This is a genomic window from Arthrobacter sp. K4-10C (assembly GCF_059090085.1).
Genome location: NZ_JBNHFI010000001.1, coordinates 189,135 through 214,102 on the forward strand (window position 1 = coordinate 189,135; position 24,968 = coordinate 214,102).

Here is a 24,968-nt window from a genome sequence, read left to right on the forward strand (position 1 = left end):
GCCGGTAGTAAAACCACACTACTTGCTGGCGGGACGGTTGGGCAGGCTGGGCGGGGGACGGAGCGGCCCCCGGCCAGCCAGGACGCCTAGTTTCCTGCGTAGGGCGAAACGACGACGTCGACGCGCTGGAATTCCTTCAGGTCCGAATAGCCGGTGGTCGCCATGGAGCGGCGGAGGGCGCCGATGAGGTTGGACGTCCCGTTGGTGTGGTGCCCCGGGCCGAACAGGACTTCCTCGAGCGGGCCGACGGTGCCGACGTTGGCGCGATCGCCACGCGGGAGTTCCAGGTGGTGGGCTTCCTGGCCCCAGTGCCAGCCCTTTCCGGGCGCCTCCTCGGCGCGCGCAAGCGCGCTGCCCAGCATGACGGCGTCGGCTCCCATGGCAATAGCCTTGACGATGTCGCCCGAGGCTCCCATGCCGCCGTCGGCAATCACGTGCACGTACCGGCCGCCGGACTCGTCCATGTAGTCCCGGCGCGCTGCGGCAACGTCGGAAATGGCGGAGGCCATGGGCGAATGGATGCCCAGGGCCCGGCGGGTTGTGGTGGTGGCACCGCCGCCGAAGCCCACCAGCACGCCGGCAGCGCCTGTGCGCATGAGGTGCAGCGCGGGGGTGTAGCCGGCTGCTCCGCCCACGATGACCGGGACGTCCAGTTCATAGATGAACTGCTTGAGGTTCAGCGGCTCGTGGTCCTTGGACACGTGCTCGGCGGAAACCGTGGTGCCGCGGATCACGAAGATGTCCACGCCGGCCGCGACCACCGTCTTGTAGTGTTCCTGCGTCCGCTGCGGGGTAAGGGAACCGGCAACCGTGACGCCGGCCTCGCGCATCTCGGCGAGGCGGGACGTGATCAGTTCGGGCTGGATGGGGGCCTTGTACAGCTCCTGCATCCGCCGGGTGACGGCCGGGCTGTTGGCTTCGCTTTGCAGTCCGCCAATCTCGTCCAGGATGGGCTGCGGGTCTTCATAACGGGTCCAGAGGCCTTCCAGGTCCAGCACGCCGAGGCCGCCGAGCTTGCCCAGGGCAATCGCGGTGGCCGGTGACATGGCCGAATCCATGGGGGCAGCGATGACGGGCATGCTGAACTGGTAGGCGTCGATCTGCCAGGAGACGGAGACATCCTTGGGGTCGCGGGTACGACGGTTGGGGACGATTGCAATGTCATCCAGGGAGTAGGCACGACGCCCACGCTTGCCACGGCCGATCTCTATCTCATAAGTCACTGCACTAGGTTATCCCAGCGGCCGTGTTGTCCTTGATCCTAGATTCCTTCGGCTTCCTCCACGCTGAGCTGCGATTCGAACATCCGGAAATAGCGGCCCCGCAGGGCCACCAGTTCGCGGTGCGTTCCCTGCTCCACGATGCGGCCGTCCTCGAGCATGTAGACGATGTCCGCCTTCTCGATGGTGGCCAGCCGGTGGCTGATGGCGATGATGGTGCTGCTGCGGTCCGCGAAGAGCCTGGTAAAGATCCGGTGCTCGGCGAGGGCATCGATGGCGGAGGTGGGCTCGTCCATCACCATGAAGGAGGCGTCGCGGTAGAAGTTCCTGGCCATGGCAAGCCGCTGCCACTGCCCGCCGGACAGGCCACTGCCCTTGCGGCCTCGCGGGTCCTCCATCCAGTTGCTGACGTGGTTGTCCAGCCCGTTGGGCAGCTTGTTGATGAAGTCCAGCGCCTCGGCGTCAGCTGCGGCACGGCGGATCCGCGCGTCGTCGCGGGGACTTTCGACGTCACCGAAGTAGATGTTTTCGGCGGCGGTGGCGAACTCATACTTGAGGAACTCCTGGCTCAGCACCGCCAGGTGGCGGTGCCAGGAGGTGACGTCGACTCCGGCGAGGTCGACGCCGTCGAGCAGTACCTGCCCGGAGTCAGGGGGGTAGAGCCCGGCGAGGATGCGGATCAGTGTGGACTTCCCGGCGCCATTCTCCCCCACAACCGCGATGTGCTGGCCTTCGCGGATGGTCATGCTGATGCCCCGGATGACTTCGATGTCGCTGCCGGTGTAGGTGAAGCGGATGTCCTTGAGTTCGACTTCCCGGGGCGCGACAAGCAGGGGCGGCGCATGCTCGGAGTGGACGGGCAGGGCCATAAACAGTTCGTAGTCCTTGAGGTTGGCCAGGTCCTCGTCGATGGAGCTGAGGGAGGACACCAGGTTGTTGGCCGTGGACAGTGCCCGGCTGACTATCTGCTGCACATAGAGGAACTGACCCACGGGCTGCGCACGGGCGATGATCTGCCCCACCACCCAGATCAGCGAGACCACTTCCGCGCCGTATTGGAGGGCATCAGCGGCGAGTTGCTTGGGAATGTAGCGCCGCTGGAAATCAAGACGGCGGCGCTCGTCAGCGTCCCTGAGCCGGGACCGGAAGTCCATCAGGAAGCCCACGATGCCGTACAGCCGCATCTCGGCAATATGTTGGGGCCGGAGCAGGTTTTGTTCGATCATCCGGCGCTGCCGCCGGGAATCCACCTGCGTATTCCAGTGGGCAATTTGCTCTCGGGACAGCTTGAACTGCAGGTACACGCTGGGCACGATAGCCACCAGGACAATCACAGCGATCCACCAGCTGACCAGCAGCAGCGCACCCACGGCGAGGATGACCGAAACGAGCTGGGTGAAGATCGCGGCGATCCGGTCCAGCACCCTGGCGTAGGAGTCGGAGAACCTTTTGGCGCGGTCGTACAGGTCTACGGTTTCCTTGTCGTCGTAACGCCAGAACTCGAGGGCAAGGAAGCGCTCATACATCTGGTCGCCAACGATGGCTCCCACCTTGAAGCTCATGAGCTGTTGGATGTACCGGTCCACGCTGCTGAACGCGCCCCAGAAAAGACCCAGCGCCGCGGTGATGATGACATAGACAATGGCGAGTTGACCCGCCCCTGCGTCGCCTGAGTAGGCAGCCGCCAGCGCGGTAGTGGTCAGGGCCGCGAAGTAGGTGGTGACCAGCGGAAGCACGGCCGAGATGAGCGAGCCGAGCACCTTCATGACCACCGCACCCGGGGAGGCGCGGAAGCTGACCCGGAGGACCTGGGCTACTGCCCGGGCATACGGACGAAGGGCCAGCCGCCTCAATGGCTCGCGCTTGGGAGGCACTTCGGCGGGGTGCAGAGAAGGGGGCATGCAGTCAGCCTATTACCGGTGACCGCTGGCAGCGGAGTTAGTATTGCTCCCCATATTCGTACTCCGGGAAGTCAAAGCAGCCACTGTAGCCGGCGATCCGGAGCGATTCCGGGGCCTCCTGGAAAGCAACGATGAGATGGGTGCCGTCCTCGTGCAGAAGCCCGAGCGACCGGTCCCCGTCCAGGGTTTTGTCCTCTGACACTTTCCACCCTTCGCGGCTGCCGATTTCGGCTGCCACTTTATCGAGGAAGGCGTCGCGGTCCACGCCCGGCATCAGGTCCGCCACGGCATCACCGACCCATTTTTTCCGGTTTCCTTCGCAACTCATGAGGCTTGACCTGTCATGGGCGAACGTGGACAGCACGGCATCGGCGGGTAGCAGCGCCACGATTTCCTGCTCTACCGACATGACGCTGGATTTGGCTGATTCGAGGCTGAGGTCCATGTCTTTTCCGTTTCCGATCTGCCCGCACGAGGCCACTACCACAGTCAAGGCTATTGCCCCGGCCGCCCTCCAGGCTGTCCGCCATCGCCGCCCGGCCACCTTACCGCCCAAGGATTTCCTCGCGGATGTCTTCGAGGGGCTTCTCATTCCTGGGGTCCGTGGTGGCGATGAGGCTGTGATTGTTGATGCTGTAGGACTCTGTCCAGGCGAAGCCTCCTGGCGGCTCGTAAACATGTTTCTCAAATGCCGGCTCCTTCATTGGGTAGTTCTCCCCCACGACCCCACTCGCTTCGGCGGTCAGCAGGATGTCCGGGTAGGTGTAGCTGGAATAGGCAGTGCGGGGATCGGGCACCCAGCCGGGAGGCATCGCAGCGCCCGACAGGGCAATGAGCTTATCGAAGTGGGCTCCCTCAAGCTCCGCCCCGGTGAGGTTCCGGACCCCCCAGCTATGGCCCATACCCACCGATTGGGCACCGTCCGGCCGCTCAAGGTCCACGGCGTCCTGGAAGGCCTTAAGGACAGGTGCTGAACCGGCTACGAATTCATCGCTCTTGGCTTCGACCAGGAATGCCTCGACAGGGTCACCGTCGGGAAACTCCGACCCCTTGTACACAAACGCCGCGGTTCCACCTGTTTCGTCCGACGCCACAAGGCGCCCGGCCATCTCTTGGGGACCGCCGGCGTAGAACGATGCCTCGTTGGTGGTGGTACCGGGTACGTAGGTGATGACGGACGTCGTCTTCTGGTCGTAGGTGCCGAGCATCTCCACGATGGACTGCGCTGCAGGGTCATAAGCTGCGAGCCGGAGTTTTCCTTCGACGACCTTTTGAAGGTATTTGAGTCCGTCCTGCCGTTTTTGCCATGCATCATGTTCGGCAGCAAAGCGCGCAGGATAGCTTGAGTCCAGGACCCAGGGATTCAGCCTTGGCTCAGGATCGTTGTTCTTCAGCCAGTCAATCCGGAACTGGGCGTTAAGCCGGTTGGCCTCAATGCGAGCATCGAACGGGATCCCATTGGTGTTTCCCGCCGGGCCGGGGTGGTTGCGGATGAACGCCTGCTGCTGGTCACTGGTCAGCCCCCACCACCATGTCCTTACCTCTGCGGGGGATTTGCCGTGAAGGTCCTCGGGACGGGGCTCCGGGGACCGGCCGCCGCCGGGCAGCGACGGCATCGCTGAAGCGCCGCCTGCCGCACTCGCTGACTGCTGTTCATCGGCCTGCCGCAGCAGATCGTCCGCAGCCTGCTGCAGGAGTGTGGCGGCTGCTCCGAGCGACCGGCTGTGGACGGTCTTCCATTCCTGGCGGAACACCTCCGCATCCGGACCCGGCCAGGGCGTGCCGGCCACTCCGCCGCTCAAAGCCAGCCGCTGTGCATCGAGCTTCCGGCCCGCCGTACGCATGGTGGTTGCAAGCTGCCTCAGCTGCGCAACATCGGCACCGTAGAAACCGCCGCTCAAACCGTCCCCCAATAGCCGGATGTATATCCACCGAATGTACTTTACGGCGCAAAAAGAAGGGATGGGCAGTAGTGCCCATCCCTCCTAAATGGTCAGCGGGATCCGTAGTTTGGCGCCTCGACGGTCATCTGGATGTCGTGCGGGTGGGATTCCTTGAGCCCGGCCGGGGTGATCCGGACGAACTTGCCCCGGGCCTTGAGCTCGGGGATGGTGGGCGCTCCGGTGTAGAACATCGTCTGCCGCAGGCCCCCGACCAGCTGGTAGGCCACGGACGCCAGCGGGCCGCGGTAGGCCACCCGGCCTTCGATGCCCTCGGGGATCAGCTTGTCGTCACCTGAGACATCCGCCTGGAAGTAGCGGTCCTTAGAGTAGGACGTGTTCTTCCCGCGGGACTGCATGGCGCCGAGGGAGCCCATGCCGCGGTAGGACTTGAACTGCTTGCCGTTGACGAAGATCAGCTCGCCCGGGGACTCGTCGCAGCCGGCCAGGAGTGAACCCAGCATCACCGTGTCTGCACCAGCGACCAGCGCCTTGCCGATATCCCCGGAGTACTGCAGCCCGCCGTCGGCGATGAGCGGCACGCCGGCAGGGATGGCAGCCTTCGCGGATTCGTAGATGGCGGTGATCTGCGGGACGCCCACGCCGGCAACCACGCGGGTGGTGCAGATGGAACCCGGGCCAACGCCAACCTTGATGCCGTCGGCGCCGGCGTCGATCAGCGCCTGAGCGCCTTCGCGCGTGGCTGCCTGGCCGCCGATGATGTCCACGTGCGCGGCCACCGGATCCGACTTGAGCCGGCGGATCATGTCCAGCACACCCTGCGAGTGCCCGTTGGCGGTGTCCACGAACAGGGCGTCGACGCCGGCATCCACCAGTGCCATGGCCCGCTCCCAGCCGTCCCCGAAGAAGCCGATGGCAGCACCCACGCGGAGGCGGCCTTCGTCGTCCTTGGTGGCCAGCGGGTACTGCTCCGCCTTGGTGAAGTCCTTGGTGGTGATCAGGCCCTTGAGGCGGCCCTGTTCGTCCACCAGGGGAAGCTTCTCGATCTTGTTGGTGGCCAGCTTGTGCGAGGCCTCTTCGCGGCTGATGCCCACGTGCCCGGTGACCAGCGGCATCTTGGTCATGACGTCACTGACCAGCCGCAGCGGGTAGTCGGACTCGGGCACGAAGCGCGTGTCGCGGTTGGTGACGATGCCCAGGAGGCGGTTTCCCTCGTCCACCACGGGCAGGCCGGACACCCGGTACTGGGCGCACAGGTTGTCCAGTTCAAGCAGGGTCGCTTCGGGACGGATGGTCAGCGGGTTGGTGATCATGCCGGACTCGCTGCGCTTGACGCGGTCCACCTGGTCGGCCTGGTCAGCGATGGACAGGTTGCGGTGCACTACGCCCAGGCCGCCCTGGCGTGCCATGGCGATTGCCATCCGGGATTCCGTGACGGTGTCCATCGCCGCGGACAGCAGCGGTGTTTGTACGGTGATGCGCTTGGAGATCCGCGACGAGGTGTCGGCGTCGGACGGGATGACGTCCGTGTGCCCCGGCAGGAGAAGGACGTCGTCGTAGGTCAGGCCGATGAAGCCAAAGGGATTGTGTTCGGGCTCGGTCATGAGTGCGCCTCTTACCTTGGTTGCTGGGCGGGTAGGGGTTGCAGCCGATGACCAGCCCGTCATTACGGGTCTGGCCTGTGCAGGTGATCGGGACCGCCGCATCACGGCGTTCCGGGGGCAGAAAGTGTTGAGTAAATATTAGAACCTCTGCGCCGATCCCCCTATTCCATGCGTGCAATGTGAGCAACCGCACGGGCCCAACCACCCGCTCCAGTCACCGCCGGGCATCAGCTCCAGCCGGTGGCAGCCAGCAGCCGCTGTTCGAACATGGGAATCATGCTCTCCACATAGGTCCGGGTCAGGTGGTTGTCGTCCTTGTAGACATAGACGTTGCCCACCACGGCGGGGCAGACGCCGCGCGAGCAGATGAAGTCGCTCATGTCCATCAGGTGCAGCCCGTCCAGCTTGCCGCGGTAGCCCTCCAAGGGTGAGGGCTCCACGAGCGATTCGCTCACGGAAGGGTTGCACTCCGGAGCGTCGGCACCGTTCCGTTGGACGCACTCCGGCATGTTGAACGTGAAGCGCGGGTTGTCCCGGATGCCCACCACTTCGATGCCGGCCTCGGTGAACGGACGCACACCCTCCAGATAACCCGGTACCCCGGTTTCGAAGGGGGCCTCCTCGTGCGTCAGGGACGCCACGGTGAAGACGGCATCCGGCCGGTGCTCCATGACGTAGGCGGCGCTGGCCCGGTTGTACGCGTTGCATTCCGCGTTCCTGGTGTCCGACTCGGCGCCGAACCGGCAGGCAGGCATCAGCAGGGTGACCAGCTCCCAGCCCCTGGCTTCGGCGATGGGAGCCAGCGCGCCCAGGTACTGCTGGGAGTGCGAGTCGCCCAGAACCACAATCCGCTTGGTGGCGCCTTCAGCGCGCACGTCCTGGCGGCACCCTTCGAGGATGGGGTCAGCCGTGGCGTTCGCTCCGGTGCAGGGCGCGTGGATGCCGGCCCAGTCGTGATCCAGCGCGGACGGTCCGGGAATGATCTTGGCCTCCGGTGCCGGCACGCCGGCATTCTCCGGGCTGAGCGCCGCGGCACCAGGCGTAAGCTCCCGCGGCTGGGCCGCCGTCGCTGCTTCTTCGGCAGTGAGCGTGGTCTGCCAGATGGCCACGGGCCCGGCCAGCACGGCACCACAGGCAACAATGACGACGGCGGTCCGCCAGGCGCGCAGTTTGGGCCAGTGCCAGTCCCGCAACGGTTTCTCCACGAAACGCGTAGTGAGGACGGCGAGCACAGTCGAGGCGCCCACAATCGCCAGGCCTTGGACAAGGTTGGGTGCTTCCACGCCTGTGGCAGCGAGCGCCAGGACCAGGACAGGCCAGTGCCAGAGGTACAGGGCGTAGGAGTTGTCGCCCAGTGTCACGGCAGGCCTGCTGCCCAGGAAACGGTCCACGCCGAACCGGCTTCCGGTCCGCCCGGCGATGATGATGGCAGCCGCTGAAAGGGTGGGCCAGAGAGCGACGAAGCCGGGGAACGACCGGTCCACGGTCAGCAGCAGGCCGCAGGAAACCATGCCCGCAAGGCCTGCCCATCCGAGCACCACGCGGAGTGCCCGGCCCGGCTTGAGGTAGGGCAGGGCAAGGGCCAGCAGGGAGCCGAGGGCGAACTCCCAGAGCCGTGCCCTCGTGTCGAAGTAGGCGTACGCCTGATTGGTGGCGGTCTGCTCCACGGAGAACGCCAGCGACACCGCGAACACCGCACCGAAGGCCAGCGCGAGCAATCCCCGGTAGGTCAGCCCGGTAAGTGCAGGGATACGGCGCAGCACGGTCAGCAGTGCGGCGCTCCCGGCGAAGGCGAGCGGCCACAGGATGAAGACCTGGCCCTGGATGGACAGCGACCAGAAATGCTGGAGCGGGCTGGCGCCCGCGTGGTCCTGGGCGTAGTAGTCCACCGCGGTGTCAGCGAGCAGCCAGTTCTGGCTGTAGAGCAGCGACGCCCACGCCTGGTCGAGCACCTGGGGCCACCGGCCTTGCGGCAGGATCAGCCAGGTGCCTGCCAGGACACCGAGGATGACCACGACGGCGGCAGGCAGCAACCGCTTGAACAGGTGCAGCCAGTGCGCCAGCAGTCCGAAGGGCCGTCCCGATTCGGCCTTCCGGACGAAGGACAGCGTCAGCAGGAAGGCGGAGATGAGCAGGAAAATATCCACGCCCCCGGATACCCGGCCAAGCCACACGTGGTAGGCCACCACCATCAGGACGGCCAGCGCCCGGAGCCCCTGGACCTCGGGACGGAAGGTTGGCTTCCGCCGCCTCAGTTGGGCTTCTTCAGCACGGCGCGTTATGGCCTCTGTTCCCGCAATCGACACAAATGACCCCTTGAAACCGGCAAGCAAAAACATCAAGCCTACGGGTCTCCGCTGTCCACGGCCAATCGACGGCTCCCTGGAACCGGCCCCGCTTTGGCTGCCGTCCCAGGTATGGCGCGTGTGGCGGGAAGGCAGGCGACGGAATCCGTCAGCTGGCCGGGCGGCAATGGCAGGTTACCAGCGGGCCTGCGTTTCCCGTCATCGTCCCGCTACTCCACGGTGTGCAGCTTCTGGCGCTGCGGCCGGGGACAGCGGGATCTTTGTTGACAGGTACCGGGCATCCCGGGCGCAGCCGGGAAGGGTGGCGGAAGCAGCTGCAAACTGGAATTCCTGGCCCAGGAAGAACAACCCGGGCGAGTCAAGCGCCACCCCGCGCTCCTGCCGGGGCAACCTGCCGCCGTCGAGCATGGCCGGATCGATCCAGCTGAAGTCATCCCTGAAGCCCGTGCACCAGATCACGTTGGAGACTTCTACCCGGGTGCCGTCCGACAGGACCGGCATCCCGTTCTCCACTCCGGCCACCCGCGGCACCAGCTGCACGCCGGCGGCGGCGAGGTCCTTGGACTTCGTCCGGATGAGGGGTGCGGCGTGCTCCTTGAATGCGGGTGCTACTTTACGGCCCAGCGGTGTGTTGAGGGTCAGGACGTGGAGTCCCAGGAACCGCACAATCGGAAGGAAGTAGCGTGCCGCCGTCGGTCCGTGCTTCACGGGAATCTCGCCGCCGGGCTTACCGGCAACAGACGTGGGATGCGTGCGGCTTACCTCCAGGCCAATCTCAGCCCCCGAATTCCCCAGCCCCACCACCAGGACAGGGCCGTCCTGCAGCTGGCCCGGGTTCCGGTATCGGCTGGAATGCAGCTGGACAATTGAAGGATCCAGCTCCGCGGCAAAGCCGGGCACTTTGGGTGCCTGGCTGCAGCCGGTAGCCACGACGACGTTGCGGGCCTCCCAGCGCTGCCCATTGGAGGCAGCAATGAAGCGGCCGTCTTCCCGCCACAGCCGGTCCACGCGGACGCTGTGGATCACCGGCAGACCGAACCGGTCCCCATAGCCTTCCAGGTATCCGGCCACGTCGTCCTTTGTGGGGAACGACAAGGGGTCTGCCGGGAAGGGAGCCCCCGGCAGGCCATCGTATTTGGCGGGGGTGAACACCCGGAGCGAATCCCAGCGCTGGCGCCAGGCGTCGCCGGTGCGCGGATTGGCGTCCAGGATAAGGAAGTTCCGGTTCTGTTCCTTCAAATAGTGGCCCATGGCGAGGCCGGACTGCCCGCCCCCGATGATCATGGTGTCCAGCGTGCCGGTCTGGTTGGTGTTCATGACTGTGCTCCTTGGTGGTGTGTGGCAATACCTGCGGCTGAACCATCAACCCGTTCGGCTGCCTTCACGCCTGTTCCGCTGTGCCCGGCCTCCCGATACCGCAGCCACCAGGCGAGCATCAGCGCGGATGCCAGGATGTAGGCGACGTGGAGGGCCCAGATGGGACCGGCCGGGAGGTTGAAGACGTAGACGGAATGGACGGCGTTCGCCACGTTGCTCAGGACGAGGTTGCCCAGGCTGTAGGAGGCGAGGTCCCGCGTACGGGCGGCTTTCACCAGCATGGGCAGCATTCCCAAGGCAAACAGCACTGTCGAAAGTGTGCCGGCAAGGACTGGAAGGTTCATGCTTTGAGGCTATGGTCCGGTCCCCCGGGCGCGCGTCGGCCAAAACGTGTAACTGTGCCGGCCGCCTGGATGGGTAATTTTGTGTAGCCGGATCAGCCTGCCAGTCCGTGCTCGAAGGCATATTTGGTGGCCGCGGACCTGGAGGGGAGGCCCAGCTTCAGGAAGATGTTGCTGACGTGGCGGGCCACAGTCTTCTCACTGAGGTACAGGTCAGCGGCAATTTTCCGGTTGCTGTGGCCGGCAGAGACCAGCCGGAGGACTTCCGTTTCCCGCGTGGTGAGTGGGGCGGCAGCACCGCCGTCCGCCTCACGCATGAGCGAGGCCGCCCAGGCAGCGGCGGGTGCGGCCCGCAGGTCCAGGAACTCCGCATGCGCCGCCTCGAATTCCATCAGGGCCGACGTTTCGTCGCCGAGCTCGCGGCACACCCTCCCGATCAGGACGCGGCAGCAGGCAGCCTCGAAGGGGACACCGAGTTCAACCCACAGGTGCCAGGCCTGCCGCAGCGCTTGCGAGGCGCCGGTGGGATCCCCCTCATCGAGCCGGACGGCGCCGTCGGCCTGCCCCGCTACGGCGCGAATCATCCGTCGGGGGCATTCGCGGGCAAAGTCAATCAGCTCCTGGGCACCCTTCCGGGCCGCCGGCAGGTCCGGCACTGCCAGTTCTATCTGCACCAGCGCCGGCAGCAAGTGCCGGCGGGCAGCCGCGTCGGACACCCCGGCCGCCCGGCGGATCATGGCCTGCGCACGCTTTGCGTCCCCGCGCGCCAACTGCAGGAGTGCCAGGCCCGGCTGGGGTTCGTAACCGCTGCGGGCCGCATGGCTGTATGAAGCTTCGGCTGCGTCCAGGTCGCCGCTTAGCCTCTGCACTTCCGCCTGCTGGTAGTAGCCGCCGTAAAGCGCCCAGGGATCCCCCTTGGTGGAGCGCTCCTGGGCGACGGCGGCCGCCTCCAAAGCTTCGGCCCACGCCCCATGCAACCGGAAGAGTTCGGCGCGGTGTGCTTGGCACTGGCCGCTGAACGCCACAGTGTCCGGGCGGGCACGGCACCAGCGGTCCAGCTCCGCCGTCCATTCAAGGGCCCGTTCCAGATCAAAGGCCAACTGGCAGTTGCCTATGACCGCGCAGTAAATAATTCCCGACGGAACCGCCGACAGTTCACCCGCAGTCACGGCCACCATGACCTCGTCGAACATCCCAAGGCCCTCCTCGGCACGGCCAAGTGCCAGCGTTGCCTGCCCTGTTCCAAGCAAGGCGAGCGCGGACAGGTCCTTGTTCTGAAACCGACGGCCAAAGTCCGCAGCCTGGGAAAACAGCTCAAGGGCGGCTTCCGGATCCCCGCCATACAGCTTGCCCAGTGCAACCGGCACGATCATGAAGCCTTGCACCGCGTCGGGTTCGGCGAGTTCATCAACCAGCCTCTGGCCACGGGCCAGCCAACCCCCGGCGCGCGCCGCCTCTCCCGAATTCGTCAGGTGCATCACCATCCACGCGGCACAGCGGGCAGCACCAACTACATCGCCAACGATCAGGTATTCCTCGTGGGCCCGGGTGAGGGTGTCCATGCCCGCACTTGTGCTGCCCGTCAGGATTTCCGCCGTTGCCAGCCGTTCGAGGTCAGCCGCTGGCAGTCCGCCCTTTTGGTCGGCATCACGGAGGTTTTGGAAGGCCTCGGTCCAGCGGTGCTCCTGGAACGCTGACCGGCCCCTGTCGATGCCCGTCTCCGCCGACACCTGGCCTCCTCCCGGATACCACCCGCCCGGTCCCCCGTCTCCGTCGTACGTTGATTCGGGGTACTTAGTCGTCACGGTACGCCCACCACAACCCCTGCACAAGCAGGTGCAGGGGCCTCGAAAGCATGCCGTCCGAGTGAATCTCCGTGGCTCCAATCCCGTGCGAAAACCACCCGGCCGGGAGCGCCGCGGCATGCAGCTACGAACGGAGCAGGGCGCGCAGCGCCTGGATGGTGTCGGCCCCGGCCGGCGTCTTGTCGTCCCGGTAGCGCTTGACGCGTGCGAACCGGAGCGCGATTCCGCCCGGGTAGCGTGGGGACTGCTGCACGCCGTCGATCGCAATCTCCACCACCGTCACCGGTTCCACCCAGACGGTGTTCGCCGTGCGCCGCACCTCGATCTCCTGGAACCGCTCCGTCTGCCAGCGCAGCAGCTCATCCGTAAGGCCCTTGAAGGTCTTGCCGACCATCACGTAGCTGCCGGGTTCGCCGAACTCGCCAGCCGGATCGAGGGCTCCGAGGTGCAGGTTCGACAACATCCCGGTTCGCCGCCCCGAGCCCCACTCACAGGCGAGCACCACCAGGTCATAGGTCAGCACCGGTTTCACCTTGATCCAGTTGGACCCGCGGCGGCCGGCCGCGTAGGCGGAATTGACAGCCTTCACCACCACACCTTCGTGCCCGGCCGCGAGCGCCTCGTGCGAGATTTTCTCGGCAACGGCGGCGTCCGCCGTGATCTCTCCCGGGATCCGGTAGTCCGGAGCGATACGCTCAAGCACCCCGATGCGCGTCGCCAGCGGCTCGTCAAGCAAGTCACGCCCGTCGATGTGCAGCACGTCGAAGAACCACGGATGCAGCAGCGTGGAGCGCACCGCATCCGCCCCGAACCGCGACATGGTCTCCTGGAACGGCCGCGGGGCGCCGTCCTCACCCAGGGCGAGGGTCTCGCCGTCGAGGATTACATCGCGGACGGGCAGGCCGCGCACCACCTCCACCACCTCGGGCAGCCGGTGCGTCACCTCCGCCAGGGTACGGGTGTAGATGCGCACCTCGTCGCCCGAGCGGTGCACCTGGATGCGGGCGCCGTCGAGCTTGTATTCCACGGAGGCTTCCCCCGTGGTCTCCAGCGCGGCTGCCGCGCTGGAAGCGGTTGCGGCCAGCATGGGCTGCACGGGGCGTCCGACGACGAGGCCGACGGCGTCAAGCTGGGCCGCAGTTCCCGTCATCGCCAGCAGGGCGGTTTCGCCGAGGTCGCCGGAGAGCATTGCCGCGCGGCGCACGGATTCGACGGGCCGGCCGGCGGCACGGGCCACGGCATCCGTGAGAATGCCCTCAAGCGCACCGGTACGCAGTTCGCCGAGCAGCACGCCGGCGATGAATGCCTGCTCACGTTCGGTGGCAGCGGACATGAGCATCCGCACGGTCGCGGCGCGCTCCGCCGCAGACCCGGCACCCGCGGTGCCGAGCAGACGCTCCAGGGCGGCGTCGACATCAGCGATGGTTAGACGTGCCTCCACGGCCGGCTCTCCCCTGGCTCCCGACATTCCGCGCCAGCCGATCCCCACGCGGCCCTGCCGCGGCCGGGCGATCAGCAAGCCGACGGCGGTCACAATGTCCGCGGGTTCGAGCCGGTGCAGCAGGTCTGCGAGTGCCTCGACCTTGGCAAGCCGGGAGCGGGTGGACGCCACAGCATCACTGGTTTTCACGAGCTCTTCGAGCAGCATGGCACCAGTCTGCCACGGGGGCCGCGGCACGTTCGGGCCCCGCCCGCCGGAGGCCCCGCCTGGCTCTGGACAGCGCCCGGACCCTGCCCCAGAATGGGCGGGTGGGTATCATCGTCGCGAACCTGTTTATGACCCTCGACGGCGTGTACCAGGCGCCCGGCGGCAGTGATGAAGACACTGAGAACGGCTTTGCTTACGGCGGCTGGCAGGCGCCGGTCTCCGATGACGAGTCCGAGGCAGCCATCGAAGCCGAGATCGAGCGCATCGATGCCCTCCTTCTTGGCCGCAAGACCTACGACATATTCGCTGCCTACTGGCCGCACCAGTCAGGTGACATCGGCGGCACGCTCAACCGCGTGCCCAAGTTCGTCGTCTCCGGATCCCTGACCGATCCGGACTGGGCAGGCACCACGGTCCTGCCGGACGCCGCCGCCGCAGGCAGGCTCCGCGAGGAGTTCCACCAGGTGCACATGTTCGGCAGCGGCGTCCTCATCCGTTCACTGCTGGAGGCAGATGTGCTCGACCGCCTCCGCATCTGGCTCTATCCGCTCACCTTGGGGCAGGGCAAGCGCCTCTTTGACACCGGGACGATTCCGGCTTCCTTCCGCCTCGCCGAGCCGGCGCGCTCCTTCCCGAAGGGTGCGGTGTCGCTGGTCTACGAGCGTGCGGGCGGAGTCGAAACGCAGGACATGCCGGGAACGTGATGGGAAGGGTGGTCGCGTCCATCAAAAAACCGGCCCAGCGGATGCTGGACCGGTTTCTTGTGTGCAGTCTTGCAAGCAGACGTCAGCTCAGTGGCTGTGGCCTGCGTGCTCGTCTTCCTCAGCGGCCTTCTCCACAACCAGGGTCTCGGTAGTGAGAACCAGGGCAGCGATGGAGGCTGCGTTGCGCAGGGCTGCACGGGTGACCTTGACGGGGTCGATGACACCGGCGGCGATCAGGTCCTCGTACTCGCCCGACTTGGCGTTGAAGCCGTTGTTGGTTTCGAGCTCGGCGACCTTGGCGGTGATGACGTAGCCATCGAAACCGGCGTTCTGGGCGATCCAGCGCAGCGGCTGCACCAGCGCGCGGCGGACGATGCCCACAGCAGCGGCGGCGTCGCCTTCCAGTGCCTTGACCGCGGGGTCCTCATCCAGTGCCTTGAGGGCGTGGATCAATGCGGAGCCGCCACCGGCCACAATGCCTTCTTCGAGGGCAGCGCGGGTGGAGGAAACAGCATCCTCGATGCGGTGCTTCTTTTCCTTCAGTTCAACCTCGGTAGCAGCACCCACCTTGATGACGCCGATGCCGCCGGCCAGCTTGGCCAGGCGTTCCTGGAGCTTTTCGCGGTCCCAGTCGGAGTCGGTGCGGGCCAGCTCGGCGCGGAGCTGCGCGACGCGTGCTGCCACGTCCTCGGCAGAGCCGGCGCCGTCCACGATGGTGGTGTGGTCCTTGGTGACCGTGATGCGGCGGGCCGTACCCAGCACCTCAAGGCCGACGGTGTCCAGGCTCAGGCCCAGCTCCGGGGAGACAACCTGCGCACCGGTAAGGGTGGCGATGTCCTGCAGCATGGCCTTGCGGCGGTCGCCAAAGCCGGGAGCCTTGACGGCCACGACGTTCAGCGTGCCGCGGATGCGGTTGACGATCAGCGTGGACAGGGCCTCGCCGTCCACGTCCTCGGCGATGATGAACAGGGGCTTGGAAGCCTGCAGCGCCTTCTCCAGCAGCGGCAGGAATTCCTGCAGCGAGGAGATCTTGCCCTGGTTGATCAGGATGAGGGCGTCTTCAAGTACGGCTTCCTGGCGGTCCGCGTCGGTGATGAAGTACGGGGACAGGTAGCCCTTGTCAAACTGCATGCCCTCGGTCAGGACCAGCTCGGTCTGGGTGGTGGAAGATTCCTCGATGGTGATCACACCATCCTTGCCCACCTTGCCGAACGCCTCGGCCAGGAGCTCGCCGATCTCGTCGCTCTGTGCCGAGATGGCCGCGACGCTGGCAACCTGGGTGCCTTCAACGGGGCGGGCGTTCTCCAGCAGGCGGGCGGCGACGGCCTCAACCGAAACCTCGATGCCACGCTTGATCTGTCCGGGGGCAGCGCCGGCAGCGACGTTGCGCAGGCCTTCCTTGACCAGTGCCTGGGCCAGGACGGTGGCCGTGGTGGTGCCGTCGCCGGCAACATCGTTGGTCTTGGTGGCTACTTCCTTGGCCAGCTGTGCACCAAGGTTCTCGTACGGGTCATCCAGCTCAACTTCGCGGGCAATGGTGACGCCGTCGTTGGTGATGGTGGGCGCTCCCCACTTTTTGTCGAGGACAACGTTGCGGCCGCGGGGGCCGAGCGTCACCTTGACAGTGTTGGCGAGCTTATCGATGCCGGCTTCAAGAGACCGGCGGGCAGCGTCGTTAAACGCAAGCTGCTTTGCCATGGTTTTGTCCTTTCAAGACAGAACCCCGCGCAGCTGACCAGCAGAAGGCATGACCAGCGGCACGGGGATCCGGGAAGTTACTTTACGACGATCGCCAGGACGTCGCGGGCGGACAGCACGAGGTACTCGCTGCCGCCGGTCTTGACTTCGGTTCCACCGTACTTGGAGTAGATGACGACGTCGCCGACGGCTACGTCGACCGGTACGCGGTTGCCGTCTTCGAAGCGGCCGGGGCCTACTGCAACAACTTCGCCTTCCTGGGGCTTCTCCTGTGCGGAGTCCGGGATAACCAGGCCGGAAGCCGTGGTCTGCTCGGCTTCGAGCGGGCGGACAACAATACGATCCTCAAGAGGCTTAATAGAGACCGACACTCGGACCTCTCCTTTTCGTCAGCAAATTCGTGGACTTGGAAAGCTTCCGCCCTGGCTGGCAACCGTCGTCGCGGTGCCGGCAGCAGCCTGGCTGGCAGCTCTTCATGTGTTAGCACCCTCCTAGGGAGAGTGCTAATGAAGACTCTATGTGCGGGTTAGCACTCGGTCAAGGCGAGTGCCAGCGTTTCGTCATCGGCGGACGGAGCCGGCGTGTAAATTGAAGCGGTGCGAGCTGCCGTGTACCTCATCCTTGCCAACCTTTTCTGGGCCGGAAATTTCGTGGTGGGCCAGTCGGCCATGCAGACCATGGACCCGCTCCAGCTGACGTTTTGGCGCTGGGCACTGGCTGGCGTTCCGCTGCTCCTCCTGGCCCAGTACGTGGACAGGCCGGACTGGAAGGGCGTACTTCGGCGCTGGCCGGTCCTGCTGCTGCTGAGCCTGCTGGGCATGAGCGGCTACACCCTGCTGCTGTACAGCGCGCTGCAGCACACCTCTGCCCTGAACGCTTCCCTGGTCACGGCAGCCAACCCGGCATTGATCATGGTGCTGGCCGTGGTACTGCTCAAGGACCGGCCCCGTCCGGTGAGCTGGCTGGGTATCGGGTTGGGGCTTGCGGGGGTCCTGCTGGTCCTCACCGGCGGTGACCTGCAGCGGCTGCTGACCTTCTCGATCAACACCGGTGAACTTCTGATCCTCGCAGCCATCACGGTGTGGGGTTTCTACACCATCATCGCCCGCCGGCTGTCCCTGCCCGCCATCACCTCCACCGCCGTACAGGTGGCCCTGGCCGCCGTGGTCCTGGCTCCTGTCGCTGCGGCAGCCGGTGCGGGCCTGCCGTCCACGCCCGCCGAAGGCTGGTCGCTGGCGTTTATCGCCTTGTTCCCGTCGCTGGGCTCCTACCTGCTGTGGAACCTGGCCCTGAAGCGGACCACGGCCGCAAACGCGGGCAACTACCTGAACCTGATCGCCGTCTTTACCGCCGTGATCACGGTGCTGCTTGGTCAGCCCGTCACCGTGGCGCAGGTGGCGGGGGGAATCCTGGTGATATCCGGCGTCCTGCTGACCAGCGCCGGTCAAAAACCTCAGCGGCCCAGGTCCTCGAGACCAACGTCCTCTCCGCCGTCGGTATCCGGCGTCCCCTGATTCCGGCCGCGGTACAGCACTATGGCTGCCACAGCGGCGGCCAGCAGGGAGGCGACCAGGAACACGATGCTCCCGGTCCGGGCCCCGGCGTAAAGTCCGCGGATGTCGCGGGCCTCCTGGGTGTCGTCCTGGATGTTGTTGCCGCCCACGGAATAGACGGTGGCGTTGAAGGTGTCCAGGAAGAAGATGATGGCCAACAGGGCAAGGCAAACCACAGCCGCCACGGACGCCGCGATCAGCGCCGGGCGGGCGTACCTGGCGGGACCCCGGTCCATCGGCTGCTGTTCTTCGGACTGCTGGGGGCCTGCGCTGTCTTCCATGGTTTCAACCCTATCGGCATCCCCCAAGACGCTCCTCCACTAGGCTGGAACGCATGCCCAACGCTGCCCAGGACCAAATCGCACCGCTGCTCACCCCGGAAGGCTGGGAACTGCTGGCGTCCCTGGATTCCTACCAGGAGGCCGCGTCGCTTGAACTGAATTCGGCCCTGCGCAAAGCCGGGCACTCGCCCGAACTGGTGTCCGCCGTCCTCACCCAGTCCCGGCTCCGCACCAGGGCGGAGGCGAAGTTCGGCGAGTTCGCCCGCCAGATGCTCTTCACCCAGGCCGGGCTGGAGCAGGCCACCCGCCTGAACGTTGCGGCCCGCCATGCGCAGCGGTTCGCCGGAGCGGGGATCAGCCACGTGGCGGACCTGGGCTGCGGACTCGGCGCCGATTCCCTCGCCCTGGCGTCCCTGGACGTCACGGTCACAGCAGTGGAAATGGACGAAACAACTGCCGCCTGCGCCACCGTGAACCTCATTCCCTTTCCGAACGCCACCGTGGTTCACGCGGACGCCACCGGGGTTGCGCTGGACGGGATCGACGGCGTGTGGCTGGACCCGGCCCGGAGGGTCACCTCCAGCTCCGGCACCACGCGCATCTGGGACCCCGAGGCCTTTTCGCCGCCGCTGTCCTTCGCGGAGTCCCTCGCGGCGTCCGGAAAGGCCGTGGGAGTGAAGATGGGCCCCGGCATGCCGCATGACGCCGTGCCGCAAGACTGCGAAGCACAGTGGGTGTCCGTGAACGGGGACGTCACCGAAGTGGCGCTCTGGTTCAACGCAGTCCGCCGCCCGGGAGTCCGCCGCTCAGCCCTGGTGCTGGGCCCGGCCGGAGCTGCCGAATTGGTAAGCGCCGAGGATTTCGGGGCCGAAGCGGCGGCGCCGGTGGGCCCCGTGGCGGGCTACCTCTATGAACCGGACGGCGCCGTCATCCGCGCGGGGCTTGTGGCCGACGTCGCACGGGAGCTCGGCGGCCACCTGGTGGACGAGCACATCGCGTATATCTGCGCCCCCGCGCTGATGGACACCCCCTTCGCCCGGGCGTACAAGGTGCTGGATGTCATGCCCTACAACGTCAAGGCGCTCAAGGCGTGGGTGAAGCAGGAAGGCATCACGGTGCTGGACATCAAGAAACGCGGCACCGCGGTCACGCCGGAGGAACTGCGGAAGCAGCTGCTGCCCGGCGGCAGGAATGCAGCCAGGAAGGGCACCGGCAAGACGGCCACCCTGGTCCTGACCCGCATCGGGGAAAACCGGGTGGCCGTCGTGGTGGAACCCGTCCCGGCCGGGACTGGATAAGCCCCACCTGCCATCGGCGCTACTGCGCGCGCATGAACTCCTCGGCAGCCCTCACCTGCTCCGGGCTTGGCCGCACGCCGGTGTAGAGCACGAATTGTTCCAGCGCCTGGATGGTGGCAACTTCCGCGCCCGTGATCACCGGCTTTCCGGCGGCGCGGGCAGCCTGGATCAGGGGGGTTTCAGCGGGCAGGGCAACCACATCGAAGACGAGCTCGGCAGCCTGGATGGCCTCGGTCGGGAAGGCCAGGGTGTCCGCTTCCGCCCCGCCGGCCATTCCAAGCGGGGTGACGTTAATGATCAAGTCCGCCGTGCCGCCGTCGAGCGCTGCACGCCACTGGAAGCCGTACTGGTCAGCGAGCGCCCGTCCGGCGGCCTCGTTCCGGGCGATCACCGTGACGTCCTTGAAGCCGGCGTCCCGGAGCGCCGCAACAGTGGCCTTGGCCATGCCGCCCGCCCCCTGGACCAGGACCGAATAGCCGGTGGGTACGGAGTTGGCGGCGAGCAGCTGCTCGATGGCGGTGTAGTCGGTGTTGTAGGCCTTGAGGTGGCCGTGCGTGTTGACGATGGTGTTGACCGAATCGATGGCCTTGGCGGAGGGGTCCATCTCGTCAACCAGGGCGATGACGTCCTCCTTGTAGGGCATGGAGATGGCGCAGCCGCGGATGCCAAGTCCGCGGACCCCGGCGATGGCCTGTTCCAGGTTGGTGGGGGCGAACGCCTTGTAGATCCAATTGAGCTCCAACTGCCCGTACAGGTGGTTGTGGAACCTTGTCCCGTTGTTGCTGGGACGGGCCGAGAGCGAGATGCAGAGAGTCATGTCTTTATTCAGAATGGGCACCTGACCATTAAACGCTCCCTCCCCGGGTTAGGGGCAGCCGGTTCCGGCCGGGACGTTCCCGACGGCGGCAGGCAGCTTCCCGGGCGCCGGCGCCTTCCCTGCCAGCACCGCGGCCAGCGCGTCGAACGCGGGGTCGCTGCGGCCGTAGAGCGCCAACCGGACGGGCGCGCGGGAGGCATGCAGAACCCAGGGGGCATCCAGGGCCACCTCGATGTCCCCTCCGCCGGGGCGCCCGCCCATCCCGATGAGGTTCACCAGCGGCCCGGATCCGACGGCCAGCCCTGCCCGTACGGCGGCGGCCTCGAACCGTTCCCGGTCCCCAGGCCCGCCGCCGGCCACCCTGACGGCCCCCGGAACCAGGGGTCCGCTGCACGGACCGGACACCATGGTGACGGCCGAGGCCGAGACGCGGGCGGAGACCGGTGCCGCGCTGCCGGCCGGTATCCCTACCGCAGGACCCCTGCGGCCCTGCCAGATCATCATGGTGGCCACCCGCCGGGCAGCCTCGTCCAGCCGCTCGGCGGGGAGGCTGCCCGACTTCGCGGCAGCGACGATGGCAGCATGGGCCTGGGCAACGTCGGCGGGCATCAGCAGCAGGTCGGCGCCGGCCGCCAGTGCCATCACCGCAGCCGTGCCGCCCGGGTACTGCTTGGTCACCGCTCCCATGTTCAGCGCGTCCGTCACCGCCACGCCCTTGAATCCAAGTCCGCGCAGGGCGGCATACGTAGGAGCAGAGAGCGACGCCGGGACGCCGGGTTCCAGCGCGGGCACGGCTATGTGCCCGGTCATCACCATCGGGGTGCCGGCGGCGATGGCCGCCTGGAAGGGCTTCCAGTCCCTGCCACGGAGTTCCTCCAGGCCGGCGGGCTGGGTGGGCAGGCTCTGGTGGGAATCCGCGGTGACGGAACCGTGTCCCGGGAAGTGCTTCACCGTGGGGAGGACGCCGGCCGCGAGCATGCCCTGCGAAAACGCCACTCCGTGCACGGCAGCGACGGCAGGGTCAGCGGACATGGACCGGGCACCGATGGTGGGGTCCGCCGGCCCCATGGTGACGTCCGTGTCCGGGGCGAAATCGACGTTGAAGCCCAGCGGCACCAGTTCGCCGGCCAGGCCCTGCCCGGCTTCCCGGCTCAACGCTCCGCTGCCCGCGGCACCGTAGCTCATGGGTGCGGGCCACTCCGTCAACGGCGGACCCAGGCGGGCCACCATGCCGCCCTCCTGGTCAACCCCGACCAGTCCGGGCCAAGGGTCCCCGTCCGCAACGGTGGCCTGCGCCAGCCGCTGGTTGATGGCGCCCATGCCGGCAAGGTCCACCCGCCCCTGCGGATCACGGGGAACGTTGTCGCCCATGATGATGGACCCCGCCAGGTGCAGCCGCTCGATGGTGGCGGCATGCGCCTCCACATTCTTCCCCTGGAAGAACGGCATCAGCACCTGGCCGGCTTTTTCCTCGGTGGTCATGAGGGCAACGGCCGCGGCGGCGGCGTCCTGGTCCCGCTGTCCCGGGCCCCAGCCCAGCGGCCGGGAACCCGGATCGGGTGAGGGGGATGGTGTGGCGGGCGCCGCCGTCGTACTCCGTGTTTCTGCCGGTGACGCGGGGGACGACGGCGACGACGGCGCGGGGCCGGGCGCGGGGGTGCAGGACGCCAGTGCCACGGCAGACAGGGCGGCCAGGAGGGGGATGGTTTTGTGTGGACTGTCACGCAGGTGCTGGAACGGGGCCATCAATACGATGCTACCCCTGCACTAGACTTGAACCACCCGTTCGCCTGCCGGCAGCAGCCCGTGAGCGGCGTCAGCCAGCGGCAACCGGACAGTAAGGAAACGCGTGAAGATTGACTTCGCTTCATCGAGGCAATCAACCCTCGGTGTTGAATGGGAGCTCGCGCTGGTGGACGGCAACACCGGTGAGCTTGCCTCCGTAGCCAATCAGGTGCTGCGCGGCGTCACCGCCCGCCATCCCGAGCTGAACGAGGACGACGAGCACCCCCACATCAAGCAGGAACTGCTGCTGAACACTGTGGAACTGGTCACGGGAATCTGCGAGACGGCCGCCGAGGCGAAGGAGGACCTGAGCCGGTCCCTTGCCGCCGTCCGGGAAATCACCGACCCCATGGGCGTGGAGCTGTTCTGCGCCGGCAGCCACCCGTTCAGCCCGCCGCAGCTGCAGCCGGTGACGGACAAGGCCCGCTACGCCAAGCTGATCGACCGCACACAGTGGTGGGGCCGGCAGATGGTGATTTACGGTGTGCACGTGCACGTGGGACTGGACCGGCGTGAAAAAGCCCTTCCCGTCCTGGACGGACTGGTCAACTACTTCCCGCACTTCCAGGCCCTGTCCGCCTCCAGCCCGTTCTGGGGCGGCGAGGACACCGGCTACGCGTCCCAGCGTGCCCTGATGTTCCAGCAGCTGCCCACCGCCGGGCTGCCCTTCCAGTTCTCCTCCTGGGAGGAATACGAGTCCTACGTCCAGGACATGTTCACCACGGGCGTGATCGATACCCTCTCCGAGATCCGCTGGGACATCCGGCCGGTACCAAACCTGGGCACCATCGAAATGCGCATCTGCGACGGCCTGGCCACCTTGGAGGAAGTGGGTGCAATCGCCGCGCTCACACAGTGCCTGGTGGACGAGTTCTCCACCATCCTGGACAACGGCGGCAGCATCCCCACCATGCCGCCGTGGCACGTCCAGGAGAACAAGTGGCGCGCCGCCCGGTACGGCATGGACGCCATCATCATCCTGGACGCTGCGGGCAAGGAACAGCTGGTGACCGACCACCTGCTGGAGACCCTGAACCGGCTGGAACCGGTGGCCGCGAAGCTGCGCTGCCCGGACGAGCTGGCCGACGTCGAAAAGATCATCCGCCGCGGGGCGGGCTACCAGCGCCAGCGCAAGGTGGCCGCCGAACACGGCGGCGACTTGCAGGCCGTGGTGCTGGACCTGGTCAAGCAGATGCGGAACGGCCCCACCGCCTGATTCTCCCCCTCGAAGGGTTCCTAGGCGGGGAGGGACACCGACGTCACCGGCAGGGACGAGTCCGGGGCGAAGCTGATTCCGCTCGGTGCCACACCGGCCATCACCAGCTGCGCACCGAGCGCCGCCACCATGGCGCCGTTGTCCGTGCACAAATCCAGCGGCGGCACGTGCAGCCGGATCCCGGCCGAGGCGCACCGCTGGCCCGTGAGCTCCCGGAGCCTTGAATTGGCCGCCACTCCGCCGCCGAGCAGAACATCCTTGATGCCGTGTTCCCGGCAAGCCAGCACGGCCTTGGACGAGATGATGTCCACCACGGCTTCCTGGAAGGCGGCGGCGATATCCGCCACCGGGACCTCCTGGCCGCGGGCCTCGAACTGCTCAACGCAACGGGCGACGGCCGTTTTCAGGCCGCTGAAGGACCAGTCGTAGCGGTGCGGGCCCGGCTCTTCCGCGGTGCCCATGTACTTGGGCTGGCTGAGGCCGCGCGGGAAGCGGATCGCCTTGGGATTGCCGGTGCGGGCCACCTTGTCGATGACGGGGCCACCCGGGTACCCGAGCCCCAGGATGCGGGCCACCTTGTCGTAGGCCTCCCCCGCGGCATCATCGATGGTGGAGCCCAGCAGCACCACATCGTCGGTGATGCTGTTGATTTTCAGGATCTCTGTGTGGCCGCCGGACACTAGCAGGGCGCCGAGGTTTTCCGGCAGCTGCGGGGCCCTGCCATCCTTGCCGTCCAGGAGTCCCACGCCCACGTGCGCCACCAGGTGGTTGATGGCATAGAGCGGTTTGCCGGTGGCCACCGCCAGGGCCTTCGCGGCGCAGACCCCCACCATCAGCGCGCCGGCGAGCCCCGGCCCGGAGGTGACGGCGATCGCGTCCACCTCGTCCAAGGTGACCCCGGCTTCGGAAAGCGCCTGCTCCAGCGTGGGGACGAAGGCGTCAAGGTGCGCCCTGGAGGCAATCTCGGGGATGACGCCGCCGAAGCGGACATGCTCGTCCATCGACGAGGAGACGGTGTTGGTCAGGAGGGTGGTGCCCCGGACGACGCCGACGCCCGTCTCGTCGCAGGAGGATTCGATGCCCAGGACCAGTGGCTGGGTGCGGTTCATTGCTTGTTTCCTTCTTGTGTTTCCCCGTCACCGATGAGCTGGAGCCGCATGATCAGGGCGTCGACGCCATCCCGGTAGTACCGCGGGCGGACGTGGATCTGCTCGAACCCGAAGCGCAGGTACAGCCGCTGCGCACGCGGGTTGTCGGCGCGCACTTCGAGGAGTACGTCCGCGGCGTTCCGGCGGCGGGCCTCGTCTATGAGCCCGGTCAACAGCGTGCTGCCGATGCCCCGGCCCTCATAGCCGGGAACGACGGCGATCGTCTGGACGTCCGCGATGGGTTCGATGCACATGACCCCGGCGTAGCCCACGATGCCCTCGGCGCTTTCCGCCACGAAATAGCGCCGCGTGTCCGGCTGGGCCAGTTCGTCGAGGAACATCTGCAGCGGCCACGCGTCCACGGGAAAGAGCTGCTGTTCCAAGGCATTGACGGCCGGCACGTCGTTGAGGGTCATGTCGCGCAC

The 24,968-nt window shown here is 66.7% G+C and carries 21 protein-coding genes; 4 read left to right on the forward strand and 17 right to left on the reverse strand.

Going from position 1 to position 24,968, the window contains the following annotated elements; genetic code table 11:
- Positions 1-86: 86 nt before the first annotated feature.
- The 10 genes from AC5RUU_RS00835 to AC5RUU_RS00880 form a co-directional block, all read right to left on the reverse strand.
- Complete coding sequence (locus AC5RUU_RS00835; RefSeq protein ID WP_493973340.1) at positions 87-1,223, reverse strand: GuaB3 family IMP dehydrogenase-related protein; 1,137 nt, start codon at positions 1,221-1,223, stop codon at positions 87-89.
- Between the two features lie 38 nt (positions 1,224-1,261).
- Positions 1,262-3,121: an ABC transporter ATP-binding protein gene (locus AC5RUU_RS00840; protein ID WP_493973341.1), complete on the reverse strand. Its 1,860-nt coding sequence runs from the start codon at positions 3,119-3,121 to the stop codon at positions 1,262-1,264.
- Between the two features lie 37 nt (positions 3,122-3,158).
- Complete coding sequence (locus AC5RUU_RS00845) at positions 3,159-3,566, reverse strand: hypothetical protein (RefSeq protein WP_493973342.1); 408 nt, start codon at positions 3,564-3,566, stop codon at positions 3,159-3,161.
- Between the two features lie 100 nt (positions 3,567-3,666).
- Positions 3,667-5,022 (reverse strand): hypothetical protein, encoded by a 1,356-nt coding sequence (locus tag AC5RUU_RS00850; RefSeq protein WP_493973343.1) that lies wholly within the window; start codon positions 5,020-5,022, stop codon positions 3,667-3,669.
- A 92-nt stretch (positions 5,023-5,114) separates the two neighbouring features.
- Positions 5,115-6,626 (reverse strand): IMP dehydrogenase, encoded by a 1,512-nt coding sequence (guaB, locus tag AC5RUU_RS00855; protein ID WP_493973344.1) that lies wholly within the window; start codon positions 6,624-6,626, stop codon positions 5,115-5,117.
- 227 nt (positions 6,627-6,853) lie between these two features.
- On the reverse strand, positions 6,854-8,926 hold the full coding sequence (locus tag AC5RUU_RS00860) for an acyltransferase family protein (protein WP_493973672.1): 2,073 nt from the start codon (positions 8,924-8,926) through the stop codon (positions 6,854-6,856).
- Positions 8,927-9,130: 204 nt separating this feature from the next.
- A complete protein-coding gene (locus tag AC5RUU_RS00865; protein WP_493973345.1) occupies positions 9,131-10,249 on the reverse strand; it encodes a flavin-containing monooxygenase in 1,119 nt (372 codons plus the stop codon).
- On the reverse strand, positions 10,246-10,593 hold the full coding sequence (locus AC5RUU_RS00870; protein ID WP_493973346.1) for a hypothetical protein: 348 nt from the start codon (positions 10,591-10,593) through the stop codon (positions 10,246-10,248). The genes AC5RUU_RS00865 and AC5RUU_RS00870 overlap by 4 nt, the downstream gene beginning before the upstream one ends.
- 92 nt (positions 10,594-10,685) lie before the next feature.
- Positions 10,686-12,320, reverse strand: coding sequence for a response regulator transcription factor (locus tag AC5RUU_RS00875; RefSeq protein ID WP_493973347.1), 1,635 nt, complete (start codon positions 12,318-12,320; stop codon positions 10,686-10,688).
- Positions 12,321-12,519: 199 nt separating this feature from the next.
- Positions 12,520-14,043: an ATP-dependent DNA ligase gene (locus tag AC5RUU_RS00880; RefSeq protein ID WP_493973348.1), complete on the reverse strand. Its 1,524-nt coding sequence runs from the start codon at positions 14,041-14,043 to the stop codon at positions 12,520-12,522.
- A 101-nt stretch (positions 14,044-14,144) separates the two neighbouring features.
- Here AC5RUU_RS00880 and AC5RUU_RS00885 point away from each other — a divergent pair, with 101 nt between their 5' ends.
- Positions 14,145-14,747, forward strand: coding sequence for a dihydrofolate reductase family protein (locus tag AC5RUU_RS00885; protein ID WP_493973349.1), 603 nt, complete (start codon positions 14,145-14,147; stop codon positions 14,745-14,747).
- An 87-nt stretch (positions 14,748-14,834) separates the two neighbouring features.
- Here AC5RUU_RS00885 and groL read toward each other — a convergent pair whose 3' ends face one another.
- Both groL and groES read right to left on the reverse strand, forming a co-directional pair.
- Positions 14,835-16,445: a chaperonin GroEL gene (gene groL, locus AC5RUU_RS00890; RefSeq protein ID WP_493973350.1), complete on the reverse strand. Its 1,611-nt coding sequence runs from the start codon at positions 16,443-16,445 to the stop codon at positions 14,835-14,837.
- A gap of 77 nt (positions 16,446-16,522) precedes the next feature.
- Positions 16,523-16,816: a co-chaperone GroES gene (gene groES, locus AC5RUU_RS00895; RefSeq protein WP_493973351.1), complete on the reverse strand. Its 294-nt coding sequence runs from the start codon at positions 16,814-16,816 to the stop codon at positions 16,523-16,525.
- Between the two features lie 225 nt (positions 16,817-17,041).
- Between groES and AC5RUU_RS00900 the strand changes: the two genes are divergently transcribed.
- On the forward strand, positions 17,042-17,959 hold the full coding sequence (locus tag AC5RUU_RS00900) for a DMT family transporter (RefSeq protein WP_493973352.1): 918 nt from the start codon (positions 17,042-17,044) through the stop codon (positions 17,957-17,959).
- Here the strand turns inward: AC5RUU_RS00900 and AC5RUU_RS00905 are convergent.
- A complete protein-coding gene (locus AC5RUU_RS00905) occupies positions 17,899-18,279 on the reverse strand; it encodes a hypothetical protein (RefSeq protein ID WP_493973353.1) in 381 nt (126 codons plus the stop codon). The genes AC5RUU_RS00900 and AC5RUU_RS00905 overlap by 61 nt on opposite strands.
- A 53-nt stretch (positions 18,280-18,332) precedes the next feature.
- Between AC5RUU_RS00905 and AC5RUU_RS00910 the strand changes: the two genes are divergently transcribed.
- Positions 18,333-19,577 (forward strand): THUMP-like domain-containing protein, encoded by a 1,245-nt coding sequence (locus AC5RUU_RS00910; RefSeq protein WP_493973354.1) that lies wholly within the window; start codon positions 18,333-18,335, stop codon positions 19,575-19,577.
- Between the two features lie 19 nt (positions 19,578-19,596).
- Here the strand turns inward: AC5RUU_RS00910 and AC5RUU_RS00915 are convergent, their stop codons facing one another.
- Both AC5RUU_RS00915 and AC5RUU_RS00920 read right to left on the reverse strand, forming a co-directional pair.
- Entirely contained in the window at positions 19,597-20,415 is an 819-nt protein-coding gene (locus tag AC5RUU_RS00915; protein ID WP_493973355.1) for a shikimate 5-dehydrogenase, read from the reverse strand.
- 27 nt (positions 20,416-20,442) lie between these two features.
- The gene (locus AC5RUU_RS00920; RefSeq protein WP_493973673.1) at positions 20,443-21,876 is read right to left on the reverse strand and encodes a glycoside hydrolase family 3 N-terminal domain-containing protein; all 1,434 of its coding nucleotides are present in this window, start codon (positions 21,874-21,876) and stop codon (positions 20,443-20,445) included.
- Between the two features lie 367 nt (positions 21,877-22,243).
- On the opposite strand from AC5RUU_RS00920, the gene AC5RUU_RS00925 reads away from it, so the two are divergent.
- Positions 22,244-23,395 (forward strand): glutamate--cysteine ligase, encoded by a 1,152-nt coding sequence (locus AC5RUU_RS00925; RefSeq protein WP_493973356.1) that lies wholly within the window; start codon positions 22,244-22,246, stop codon positions 23,393-23,395.
- Positions 23,396-23,415: 20 nt separating this feature from the next.
- Here AC5RUU_RS00925 and tsaD read toward each other — a convergent pair whose 3' ends face one another.
- Together tsaD and rimI are read right to left on the reverse strand one after the other, a co-directional pair.
- The gene (gene tsaD / locus AC5RUU_RS00930) at positions 23,416-24,504 is read right to left on the reverse strand and encodes a tRNA (adenosine(37)-N6)-threonylcarbamoyltransferase complex transferase subunit TsaD (RefSeq protein WP_493973357.1); all 1,089 of its coding nucleotides are present in this window, start codon (positions 24,502-24,504) and stop codon (positions 23,416-23,418) included.
- Positions 24,501-24,959 carry a ribosomal protein S18-alanine N-acetyltransferase gene (gene rimI / locus AC5RUU_RS00935; RefSeq protein WP_493973674.1) on the reverse strand — a complete coding sequence of 153 codons (459 nt, stop codon included), beginning with the start codon at positions 24,957-24,959 and terminating at the stop codon, positions 24,501-24,503. The genes tsaD and rimI overlap by 4 nt, the downstream gene beginning before the upstream one ends.
- Positions 24,960-24,968 lie beyond the last annotated feature (9 nt).